This is a genomic window from Pseudomonadota bacterium, assembly GCA_010028905.1.
GTDB lineage: Bacteria > Vulcanimicrobiota > Xenobia > RGZZ01 > RGZZ01 > RGZZ01.
The window spans coordinates 1-10,281 of the sequence record RGZZ01000152.1 but is presented as its reverse complement, the minus strand read 5'-3'; the positions used below and the strand labels follow the sequence as shown (position 1 = coordinate 10,281).

The following is a 10,281-nucleotide window of genomic DNA, read 5'->3' as shown; positions in this document are numbered from 1 at the left end:
CACGCGCGAGGCACGACACAGCGACCCATGCGATGCTTGAGCTGCCAGAAAGACGGCCTGAACGATACCGCGCACACCTGCCCGTTCTGCGGTGTCTCCCTGCGCGCGCTCATGTCCGACATGCTGCCCAACGGGTCGGTCCTGCGGGAGACCTACAAGCTCGAGTATCCCATCGGCCGCGGCGCTTTTGGAATCACCTACAAAGCGCGCCACCTCACGCTCGATCAGGTCGTGGCGGTCAAGGAGTTCTATCCCCGCGACCACGCCATCCGCCACGGCGTTGACAGCTCGGTCTCGGCCACCCCCGATCAGCGGCAGGTCTTCGAGCGCAACCTCCAGCGCTTCGTCGCGCAGGGCCGCAGCCTCGCCCAGCTCGGCCACACCAATGTGGTGCGCGTGTTCGACATGTTCAACGAGCGGGGTACGGCCTATCTGGTCATGGAGCTCGTCGATGGCGTCACCTTGCGCGACGTCTTGAACCAGGCGCCGAACTTCGCGCTTCCCGTCGCCCAGGTCGAGTCTGTCACCGCGCAGCTCGTTGCCGCTCTGGGAGCGGTGCACGAGAGTCGGATCTACCATCTCGACGTAAAGCCGGAGAACGTTCTCGTAGACGACAGCGGTCGCGTGGTGCTGGTTGACTTCGGCGCCGCTCGCCAGGGCTTCAGCCGCTTGAGCACGCAGGCCTACACCGTGCAGTACGCGGCACCGGAGGTGGTGGCGGGCGACGATGTGGGGCCCGACAGCGATCTGTTCGAGCTCGGCATGCTGGTCTACGAGATGTTGGTGGGGGAGCGCGCCCCGTGCGCTCTCGAGCGCCTGCTCAAGAAGAACGACTGGACCCCCGGGAATCTTCCTGAACCCTGGCGAGCGCTGGTGAACAGCGCGACTCGCATGAAGCGGTCGGAGCGTCCCATCAGTGTGACCTCGTGGTGGCAGACCCGCAGCGGGGGCTCCGACGGGCAGGTGAGTGCGCAGTCCACCAGCCCGCCCTCCGCAATCGCAGCGGCGCCAGGAACCATCGTGGCAAGGCCCGGGGGCGACAGTCGCGAGCTGCTTGAGGCCATCGCTCGAGCGGCCGACGGCGATGTGCTGCAGCTGGGCGGTGGCGTGTTCAACCTCGATGCCCCGCTGGTCCTCACGCGTTCGGTCTCCCTGGTCGGCGCGTCGGAGACCGCCACCCAGCTTGTCTACGCTGGTCCTGAGACTGCCTTGCGCTTCGAGGGCAAGGCAGTCTGGCGCATCAAGGGCGTCATGTTCTCTCGCGAGGGTCAGGCGGGCGGGCACGTGGTCGAGGTGCGTGGAGGAGAAGCGCATTTCGAGCGCTGTCACTTCACGGGCGCTCGGGGGGCTGTCGGCAGCGTGCCTGCTGCCGGGCTGCGCCTGGCAGGGCGCGCGCAGGCAGTGGTGCGCGACTGCGAGGCTGCCCGCAATGAGGCGGGCTTCTCGATGGCCGACCGCTGCAGCGTCACGCTCGAAGAGAGCCGCGCCGTGGAGAACGGTCGCGCGGGCATCGTCTTCGAGGGGTACTCAGAGGGCACCGCGCGTGGCAACGACGCGATCCAGAATGGCGTTTGCGGAATCCTGGTGGGAGGCGACGCCAAGCCCATCCTCGAGGCAAACCGATGTCTCTCGAACAAGCACGCGGGCATCCTCTACTGTGATCACGGCGGAGGCAAGGCCTGGTACAACGAGTGCGCTTCCAACGAGCTTCACGGCATCTGCGTCACCGAGCGCGGAGGGCCGATCCTCGACTCCAACACGTGCACGGCCAATGCGTGGGCGGGAATCGCCTACGAAGGCCACGCGGGAGGGAGTGCGCGTGCCAACGCCTGTCGTTCAAACGCCGAATACGGCGTGCTCTCCACTGATCATGCGGGTCCCGCGCTTGAGGAGAACATCTGCGAGGCGAATGGCAAGGCCGGCATCGCCTACGTCGATCAGGCGGCGGGCAACTGCCGCTCGAACCAGATCATTCGCAACCAGGGGCACGGCATCGTCGTGAGCGATTCCAGCGCGGTGCACGCCGTCGAGAACGTCTGCGAGGGCAACCAGGGCTGCGGCATGGCCTTCTTCGGCCGGAGTGGCGGTATGGTCAAGCAGAACCGCATCCACGCCAACGGAGAGAGCGGGGTGAGCCTCTCCGAAGACGCCTCTCCCCTGGTTGAGGCAAATGAGATCTCGCAGAACGAGATGGCGGGGCTGCTCCTGCGGGGGCGCACCCAGGCTCGGGCCCTGCGCAACCGTCTCCTGTCGAATCTCTATGGGGCGTACGTCGATGAAGACGCCCAGCCCGTTCTCGAAGGGTCGTCGTGCAGCGACAACCGTGCCTCGGGGTTTGCGTTCTTCGGGAACGCGTCCGGCGTGGCCCGAGAGAACGAACTGCAGGCGAACATGTACGGGATCTACCTCGATGACGCGTCGAGCCCGCTGCTCGAGAGCAATCGCTGCGTCGGCAACCGCGATTCCGGCATCGCCTGGTTCGGGAGGTCTGCCGGACTGGCCCGCGACAACGAGATGGTGGCCAACGAGGTCTTCGGCATCAGCATCACCGACGATGCATCGCCCGAGATCGTGGCCAATCGCTGCCACATCAACAAGGGGGCGGGGCTGCACATCGACGGCAATGCCAAGGGACGCGTGGCGCACAACATGTTCTTCCAGAACGCGCACCACGGCATCGAGATCGCCCAGAAAGCGCAGCCCAGCATAGACGGCAACACCCTCCAGGAGAATGCGCTCTCCGGCATCGTGTTCACGGGAAGCGCCCGCGGCCATGCCAAGGGAAACACCTCCACCTACAACCTCGAGAACGGCATCGAGGTGCGTGACGAGGCGCGGCCGCACCTCGAGCAGAATCGCTGCACAGACAACGGCTGCGACGGCATCCGCTACAAGAACCAGAGCGGTGGTTCCGCGGTCGCGAACAAAGCGAGCTCGAACACCCAGTACGGCATCACGGTTCGAGAGCGCGCGCACCCTCGTCTCGAGGGCAACGAGTGCGAGGCCAACAAGGAATCCGGTGTGGGCTGGTTCGGTCAGGCGGGCGGGCTTGCGAAAGCCAATCGCTGCAACATGAACGAGCTGCACGGCATTTTCGTGTGCGAGCAGGCCACGCCCACCCTTGAAGAGAACCAGTGTGAGGGCAACCTCGCGATTGACGTCATGATTCCGATGTCGCTGGCCAAGGCGAAGCCGTCGAGCTGATTCTCGTCTCGCGCTCCACAAACGCGTGTGGCGCCTTCGATACGACAGAACGGGAGAACCGACATGGGCGAACTGGGATCCATCGGCGCTTCGCTTCCGCCCGCCTCGCCCCATCGCGGGCCCTCCACGCGAGCGTCTGCGGCTGACGTCGCTGCGCTCGGGCGCAGCGACGGCTTCTCCCCCTCGAGCGCGGGAGATGGGATTGAGATCATTCCCGCGCCTGCTTTTGCGGCAAGCGGGGCGGCGGCGCGTCAGGGAATCGCCCAGCAGCTCGCGGCGCGTCTTGGAGCCTGGCCCTCGCTGCACGCGGTGGTGGCTGTGGCGCCCGACGGCAAGGGGGATACCGATCTCCTCGTGGCAAGCGCGCCGGCTGAGGCCGCCCAGAGCGCGCCGGGTGGGGTCTACGCAATCATCTCTGCTCTCGCCAGCTCACCTGCGATCAAGCAGGCAGCGAGCGCGCATCTGGGAGAAGCCCACCCGGTTGTTCCACTGGCTGAGTTCGAGAACGCCACGGTGTACGCGTTGCATCTGCCGGGCGAGCACGACGCGGCTTCTTTGCAGGCTGCCATTGCCGAGGGGCGTCAGCCGAACCAGCGCGAGATGCTGGGCGGCTTCCTGAAGGGCCTGCCGCAGGGGCAGCGGGTCGCGGTGCTGCTGGCCGGCCCGAGCGGCGCGGGAAAGACGTCGCTCATCAAGGAGCTGCAGTCGCTCAGCGGTGACCGCAAGATCGTGGCGCTCACCGGTGACATGTACTTCCGCGATGTCGACGACCCCGGCTATCCGCGAACCCAGACCGGAACCCTCGATTTCGATAATCCCACGGCCATGCACATGGACGAGCTCGCGGGCGATGTTGCGCGTCTCGTGCGCGACGGCAAGGCCGACATCCCTGTCTACGATTTCGCGGCAACGCGGCCAGGCGGATGGAAGCGTCCTGTCGAGGGAGTGACGGGTGTGCGCCTCGAGCGCAAGGAGCACCTCGACCTCGGCGCTGATGATATCCTGGTCATCGACTCGATCCACGCGGCGAACGCTGAGATCGTGGGGGCGCTGCGCAAGTCGGGCATTCCGCTGCAGACCCTCTACCTCGACTCACAGAAGGCCGAAGATCGCCTGCTGCGTCGCATCGTTCGCGATTACGCCACGCGGGAAGGCTCGGCCGATCGCACCCTTGCGTTCTGGGACCTCACCACCTTTCCCGGGGAGGTGCACTATGTGCGCCCCACCATGCTGCAGATGGACCCCGCGCGTGATCTCTACTACGTGACGAAGTTCGGAACCGATCTCGGCTTGAGCCGAGAGCAGATCGAGACGCGGGTGGCGCTGCTCGATGCGTATGGCCTGCCGCCCACCTACCCCGCCTTCGCCGCGCCGGAAGAGCAGCTGCCCGCCCTCGCCGCGTCGGAGCGCGCTCGGCTCGAGGGCGTTCTGGGGTCGGGCGCATCTGACGCCGAGAAGGCCGCTGCCCAGCGCGCCCTTGATCGCCTGAGCGCGGCGCCTCGTCGCTGAGCGTGAGATCGAACAAGGGCAAGCGCAGATCCGAGCCGTGAGAACGCCTTCAGCACGTGACGACAGCGGGGTGGCTGCTCGTCTTCTCTTGCCGGTCTCGTGCGCCCGCTTCATCGACGAGCACTTCGAGCGCGCGCCGCTGCACGTGCCGCGAAACGATGCATCGTGGTATGATGACATCATCACCCGCGCGCAGTTCGTCGAGGCGCTCACCACAACCGATCCGGAGCTGATGCGCCTCACCAGCGTGCTCGATGACGCTAAGGTCTGCCCCACGACGGTGCAGCGCGCCCTCGACGCCTTTCGCAACGGCGCGACGATTGTGGCCAACCAGCTTCACCTCGCCATTCCCGCCATCGCGCGTCTCTGCCGGGGCCTCGAGGTGTTCTTCTGTCAGCCCTTCCAGGCCAACGCCTATTTCACCCCATCGGGGAATCAGGGGTTCGGCGCGCACTTCGACGTGCACGAGGTCTTCATCTTGCAGATCTCGGGGCGCAAGGCGTGGCGTGTGTATGCGCCGTCCGTGGTGCTGCCTTTCACCGAGATGCTTCGCGGCGTCGACATCACGGGGGCCTCGCCCCACCTCGATGTGGTGCTTGCGCCGGGCGATCTGCTCTATCTCCCCCGCGGCTGGATCCACGAGGGACGCGCCGTCGAGGGAGAGGCTTCGCTGCACATCTCCCTCGGTCTCATCAGCTTCACCTGGCGCGATCTGTTCGCCATGGCGCTTCAAGATGTCTCGCTGCGAGATGCGCGCTTTCGTGAGACCTTTCGCATGGGGCCCACGGGCGCTTCGCACGAGACTGCGTCTGCGCAGGCCGATGTGCTCATGCGCGTCGTGCTCGATGAGATGAGGGGGCGCGCATTCGAGTCGGCGCACGAGCGATTCGCGCTGGCCCGCCCTGCCGTGGCTCCGCGATTCCCGGGCGATTCTCCTCCGGTGACGGCAGACGCATCGATGGTGCGCAATCCGCTCGTGGTGGCGGTCGCGCGGATGCGCGACGACGGGATTGAGGTGTCGTTCCAGGGCAAGTGCCTTCCCTTTCCTTCAGAGGTATCTGACGTGATCGGCTTCGTGCTCGAGCGGTCTGAGCCGTTTCGTGCGGCCGAGCTCCCAGGGAGCCTCGATCTCGGCAATCGGCTGCGCCTGTTGCAGCACCTCTGCGATGAGGGGCTGCTCATGCATGCTGCGTCACAGGAGACACGTCAATGACCGAATCGGAAGATGACCTCACCCCCAGGTCGGCCTTGCAGCTCATCGCGCGCCTGGTGCGAGAGCTCGATGGAGATCTGCGCGCATTCGGTCCGCATCACACCCTGGTGAAGGATGTCGATGTGCGCCGCAACCTCACGGCCGCCGCCCGCCTGCTCGATGACACCTACGGCGCCCTGCGAAAGGCGGCCGCGCCATATGTTCGCGCGCAGCTCACCCAGCTGGGCATCGATGCGCGTTCTCGTGGCCTGAAGGTCCAGCTCGGCGGAGGAACCCACGAGATCCCCGGTTGGGTGAATCTCGACTTCCACCCAGGCCAGCTTGCGGTGAACGCACGCTGGGGGCTGCCGTTTGCCGACGAATCGGCGTGCTGCGTCTACGCCTCGCACGTTCTCGAGCACTTCTTCTTCCGCTTCGAGGCGCTGCCGCTGCTGCAGGAGATGCACCGCGTTCTCGAGCCCGGGGGACACGTGCGCGTCGTTGTGCCGGACATCGGCGCCTGCATGGAAGCCTGGGCGCGTGGCGACGACGCCTTCTTCGAGGCGCGCAAGCGCGTCTGGCCGTGGGCCGAGGTCTGCAAGACGCACCTCGAGCACTTCCTCGAGTATGCCGGGGCGAACGGCTTCGACATGGGCTTCGAGGGGCACAAGTACGGTTACGACTACCCCACCCTGGCTTCGCTCATGACGGAGGCGGGCTTCGTGAACGTGGCGCGCAGCGAGTACATGCGCAGCCGCTGCACCGACCTCGACATCGATGATGTGAGTCCGTTTGCGAGCGCCGAATCGGGGGGGCATCACTACTCTCTGTTCGTAGATGCCGAGAAGGCGTCTCCGGCACCGTAGAACACCGAAAGCAGATCGACCCATCATGAAGACCCTCCTCGCACTGAACCGTGGCGAGATCGCCATTCGAATACTGCGGGCCGCCAACGAGCTCGGCCTGCGCACAGTCGCCGTGTTCTCACAGGAGGACCGTCTCAGCCTCCACCGCTTCAAAGCCGACGAGGCCTATCTGGTCGGGCAGGGCAAAGGGCCGGTGCAGGCCTATCTCGACGTTGACGGCATCGTGGCCATGGCCGCTGAGAAGGGCGTCGATGCCATCCATCCCGGCTACGGCTTCCTGGCGGAGAACCCCGCGCTTGCGAGAGCCTGCGCGCGCGCGGGCATCACGTTTGTCGGTCCGTCTGCCGACCTGCTCGAGCTGCTCGGTGACAAGACCGCGGCGCGCAACCTGGCCATCAAGGCGGGGCTGCCGGTGATCAAGGGCACCGCGCATCCGGTCACCGATGATGCCGAGGCGATGGCGGTGGCGGCGGAGATCGGGTTTCCCATCATGGTGAAGGCGGCCTTCGGGGGAGGCGGCCGCGGCATGCGCATCGCGCGCACGCCGGAAGAGCTTCCCGAGCGGCTGCGAGAGGCGCGGCGCGAGGCGGGGGCTGCATTCGGCAATGACGCCGTGTTCCTCGAGCGCTACATCGCGCATGCGCGTCACATCGAGGTGCAGATCATCGCCGATCGCGATGGCAACGTTCTGCATCTGCACGAGCGCGACTGCTCGGTGCAGCGACGTCATCAGAAGGTGGTCGAGATTGCACCGGCATTCAGCATCAAGCCCTCTGTGCGCGCGGGGCTGTGCGACGCCGCCGTGCGCCTGGCGAAAGCTGCGGGCTACGAGAACGCGGGCACGGTCGAGTTCCTGGTCGATGCCGAGACCGATGAGTTCTTCTTCATCGAGGTGAATCCGCGGGTGCAGGTCGAGCACACCGTCACCGAGATGGTGACGGGGGTCGACGTCGTGGCCACCCAGATCCTCATCAGTCAGGGGCATGCGCTGCACGGTCCGGTCATCAACCTGCCGCAGCAGAGCGAGATCCCGCTGCACGGGTTCGCGCTGCAGTGCCGCGTCACCACCGAAGATCCGACCCGCAGCTTCATTCCCGACTACGGCAAGATCCACACCTATCGCTCACCCGCGGGCTTCGGCATTCGTCTCGACGGTGCATCGGCGTATGGGGGCGCGGTCATCACGCCCTACTACGACTCGCTGCTGGTGAAGGTCACGGCCTGGGGACGTGACTTCTCACAGGCCTGCCGTCGCATGGATCGGGCGCTTCGCGAGTTCCGCATCCGCGGGGTGAAGACGAACATCCAGTTCTTGCAGAACGTGGTGAACCACCCCCAGTTCCTGGCGGGCGAGGTCACCACGTCGTTCCTCGACCAGACGCCGCAGCTGTTCACGTACAAACCCTTGCGCGATCGCGCCACCCGTCTGCTCAGCTACCTGGGCGAGGTCATCGTGAACGGCAATCCGGAGGTGGCCGACAAGCCCAGGCCCGCCATCGTTCCGGCGGCCGTGCCTGCGCGCGAGCGCGCCGAGCCGCCCCCAGGAACGAAGCAGAAGCTCGATGCACTCGGACCGGAGGGCTTTGCGCGCTGGATGAAGGAGCAGAAGCCCCTGCTCTTCACCGACACCACGTTCCGCGACGCCCACCAGTCGCTGCTGGCCACGCGGGTGCGCACCTACGACATGCTCGCCATCGCGAATCACGTGTCGCACCGACTCCCGTCGCTGTTCAGTCTCGAGATGTGGGGCGGCGCCACCTTCGACGTGGCGCTTCGCTTTCTGCTCGAAGACCCGTGGGAGCGGTTGCGCCTGCTGCGCGCGGCCATTCCCAACATCTGCTTCCAGATGCTGCTGCGGGCGTCGAACGCGGTGGGCTACACGGCCTATCCGGACAACGTGGTGGTGGCGTTCATCAAGGAATCCGCGGCGCACGGCATGGACATCTTCCGCATCTTCGACTCGCTCAACTGGCTCCCCAACATGCGAATCCCCATCGAGGCCGTGCGTGACGCAGGGAAGGTGGCCGAAGCGGCCATCTGCTACACGGGCGACATCCTCGATCCGCGCGAGGAGAAGTACACGCTCAAGTACTACGTGCGCCTGGCCAAGGCGCTCGAGAAGATGGGGGCGCACATTCTCGGCATCAAGGACATGGCGGGTCTGCTACGGCCCTATGCGGCACAGCGCCTCGTGCAGGTGCTCCGTGACGAGGTCGATCTCCCCATCCACTTCCACACCCACGACACCAGTGGCATCAACGCGGCTTCGGTGCTGCGGGCCAGCGACGCGGGCGTGCATGCGGTCGACGCCGCCATCGCCTCGATGAGCGGCACCACCAGTCAGCCCAACATGAACTCGCTGGTGGCGGCGCTGCAGAGCACCGAACGCGATCCGGGCCTCGACTTCGACGCCCTCAACGTCTGCGCCGACTATTGGGAGACGGTGCGCACCTGGTATGCCCCCTTCGATGGCGCGCCCCCCGCGGGCACGGGCGAGGTGTACGTGCATCAGATGCCGGGCGGGCAGTACACCAATCTCTGGGAGCAGGCCAAGGCCATGGGCCTGGGCACGCGCTGGCCGGACATCAAGCGCGCGTACGCCGATGTGAACCACGCCCTGGGCGATATCGTGAAGGTGACGCCCTCGTCGAAGGTGGTGGGTGATCTCGCCGTCTACCTCGTCAGCCACAACCTCACCGTTGCTGACCTGCTGGCACTGGGGCCCGATCACACCCTCACCCTTCCCAACTCGTTGGTCGATATGCTGAACGGATCGCTGGGGGTTCCCGAGGGGGGATGGCCGCAGCGCATGCTCGAGGTGGGGCTGCGCGGCAAGGCGCCCATGGAAGGGCGTCCAGGCGAGAACCTGGCGGCTGTCGATCTCGAGGCGGAGCGCATCCGTTTTGCCCAGCGCGTCGAGGCTGACGTGTCGAACACCGATCTGATGAGCGCGCTCATGTACCCCGAGGTGTTCGTGAAGTTCGCCCAGGCGCGGGCGCGCTACGGCAACCTCGAGGTTCTGCCCACGCCGCAGTTCTTCTATGGCCTCGAGAAGGGCGAAGAGGTCACTGTCGAGCTCGAGCCCGGAAAGATTCTCATCATCCGCTTCCTCGCGGTGGGCGATCCGCAACAAGACGGCACGCGCATCGTGTTCTTCGAGCTCAACGGCCAGCCGCGAGAGGTGACCGTTCGCGACCGCTCGCTCAAGGATCTGGGCGAGGCCCGCATCAAGGCCGATTCGGGCGCGCCGGGCCAGGTCGGTGCGCCCATCCCAGGAGCCGTCACGGCCATCTACGTCGAGGCGGGGCAGAAGGTGGCCAAGGGAGATCCGCTGTTCGTCATGGAGGCCATGAAGATGCAGACCACGGTGTACGCGCCTGTCGCGGGAACCGTGTCGAAGCGCGTGATTGACGTGGGGCGCAACGTCGAGGCGAAAGACCTGGTGCTGGTTCTCGACGCGGGGTAGCGCACTGCGCGCTCACGCCCCATCGGCGTCGAGCGGCGCCGCTG

At 66.1% G+C, this 10,281-nt stretch carries 5 protein-coding genes; all 5 read left to right on the top strand.

Translation table 11 applies throughout. The features are described 5' to 3' along the window. Positions 1–27 precede the first annotated feature (27 nt). The 5 genes from EB084_12045 (at position 28) to EB084_12025 (ending at position 10,237) form a co-directional block, all read left to right on the top strand. Positions 28–3,204: a hypothetical protein gene (locus tag EB084_12045; GenBank protein ID NDD28986.1), complete on the top strand. Its 3,177-nt coding sequence runs from the start codon at positions 28–30 to the stop codon at positions 3,202–3,204. Positions 3,205–3,267: 63 nt separating this feature from the next. Further along, the gene (locus EB084_12040; GenBank protein NDD28985.1) at positions 3,268–4,713 is read left to right on the top strand and encodes a hypothetical protein; all 1,446 of its coding nucleotides are present in this window, start codon (positions 3,268–3,270) and stop codon (positions 4,711–4,713) included. Between the two features lie 7 nt (positions 4,714–4,720). Further along, a complete protein-coding gene (locus EB084_12035) occupies positions 4,721–5,926 on the top strand; it encodes a hypothetical protein (GenBank protein ID NDD28984.1) in 1,206 nt (401 codons plus the stop codon). Further along, complete coding sequence (locus EB084_12030) at positions 5,923–6,771, top strand: methyltransferase domain-containing protein (GenBank protein ID NDD28983.1); 849 nt, start codon at positions 5,923–5,925, stop codon at positions 6,769–6,771. The genes EB084_12035 and EB084_12030 overlap by 4 nt, the downstream gene beginning before the upstream one ends. 25 nt (positions 6,772–6,796) lie before the next feature. After that, positions 6,797–10,237, top strand: coding sequence for a pyruvate carboxylase (locus EB084_12025; GenBank protein NDD28982.1), 3,441 nt, complete (start codon positions 6,797–6,799; stop codon positions 10,235–10,237). Positions 10,238–10,281: the final 44 nt, after the last annotated feature.